Annotated in this window: 1 protein-coding gene; it reads left to right on the top strand. The window is 61.3% G+C overall.

Going from position 1 to position 1,804, the window contains the following annotated elements; translation table 11 throughout:
• Nucleotides 1-689 precede the first annotated feature (689 nt).
• Nucleotides 690-944, top strand: coding sequence for a hypothetical protein (locus ACFHPP_RS30925; RefSeq protein WP_437167063.1), 255 nt, complete (start codon nt 690-692; stop codon nt 942-944).
• The last annotated feature ends 860 nt before the right edge of the window (nt 945-1,804 follow it).

Below are 1,804 nucleotides of genomic sequence, written 5' to 3'. Positions count from 1 at the left end.
ATCCTCGGCAAACTGGCCAGACTCCCTGCACCTTCCGTTTGAGTCAGTGCACTAGGCGGCATCAGTCGGGATCGCCAGCCTCCGCAGCCCGGCCGCAGCCTCCACCCATTGCCAGTCGCTACTCTGCAGCCTGACGAGCCAGCCATTCCATAGAATGCTCACGCCTGTCCTTACGTGCCGGTAGTGCGCAGCGCAGCAAGCACGGCGCCATCGAGATGTGGCGAAAAGGCTGAGCCGGCGTGCTTGCCGTCCGCTCCGTAGGGGCGGCATTCTGGCTGTCCTCCCTGACTCATCCAACTGGCCCCGGCGTGTCACGCGTCGGGGCCTTTTTTCTATACGGCGGCCGAGCGCCCTGCCCAGGCTGGTTACAGCGTCCCCGCAGCGGGGGTTGGTCGAACAGGTTGCCGAATTCGAGGTGTTCGCCGACGGCATCAAGCGCTTGTGGCGTCCAAAACACTTGAGCTGGGCCGGGTGGGCGCCGCGGCTCATGCCGGCAATCAGCGCCCCGCACTTCAGGCTGTGGCCGCCACAGGAAAGATAGTCACGGTTGATCCCAAGGACCTCTCGGCCTTTCGCGCAGCGGCGCCAACAAATGCGTTGTCGGTGCTGGTCCCTGCTGCGCAGAACCGGCTTGTAGCGCCGGATCCATTGGCCGCCGGTAACGTGGTGCCGATGCGGGAACGGCGGCCATGACGGCCGAGGACATGTGCGGGGAGGACCTGACCTCGGCGGACATGGTGCAGTTGCGCGCGGAGTTTCAGTGCATGGGCATGACGCCGGCCCAGGCGACGGAGGCGGCGGACATACTGGTCCGCATGGTGGGCAGGCTGTCAGGCATGGAGTGCACGATGGACCGGATGCTGGCGGACGTGGTGGACATGCGGGCGACGCTGAACCGGATAGAGGCGCGCATGGCGATAATGGACCGCGGGCCGCCCGCCTGAGGCCCGATAAGCCTGGCCCAGGGCCTGTAGCCTTGGTTGAGGCTGTGACCAAGCCGCCGTTCAACCTGTCAGCACTAGCAATAACCGCGCCTACTCAGGCATCCGTTTGTCGTTCTGACGTAACACTTATATTAGGGCAAGTCTGAGCCGCGCTCCGAGCCGGCATCGTAGCGATCTACCACCTTCTGCAAAAGACAGATGGTCATTTTTGCCCATGCAATGAGATCATAGTGACTGTTCACCAATTCGCTAGCTTCGTCTGTTCTGTGCAAAATTTCATTGTTAAATATTTGGTTTATTATTAGACGCATATTTGCAATCTGAGTACGATATTCATTGATGGTCTGTCCTCGAGTGGACATCGTTCAGGGCCCTGTTTCTATACCGAGAAGCTTGATGGTTTACAGAGACTTCGTGTTGCTGCGCGAATGGAGCAGTGGTGTTCTTTACAAAAGTCCAGTTGTATAGACAACTGTACTTCTATGCAGACCGAACGTTTAAGAGGAAGGAGGTCGTGGAGTTGCGGCTCCAGGGGCAGCACTTTCCCGTGAAAGTGGCCTTACCCATGGGTCTGCTGGAAGGCGCGGCATGCCGCCGGCCCCGACCGCACCGCCTCGGCCGTCCGCCACTTCGTTTCGGCATGAAACAGCGCCGACGCGGACGCCTGCTCGCGCGCCACATCCTCGCGCAGAACAGCTGGATCCGGTGAGCAGATTGGGGAGGGCGCGCGGGACTTCGGCGGCCACGGCTACAAGAGTGAGGCACCGGTCGGTCTGGAGGCGGCTGGAGACGTGGCGCCTGCTGCACGCTCGAACATCGTCAACTGGGCCCGCAGACGCACCTGCAGTTCCAGAAGGCGA

Source organism: Falsiroseomonas sp. E2-1-a20 (assembly GCF_051433195.1).
In the GTDB taxonomy this organism is placed as follows: Bacteria; Pseudomonadota; Alphaproteobacteria; order Acetobacterales; family Acetobacteraceae; genus Falsiroseomonas.
The sequence above is the reverse complement of the archived record's forward strand: the minus strand, read 5'-3'. Positions and strand labels throughout refer to the sequence as shown.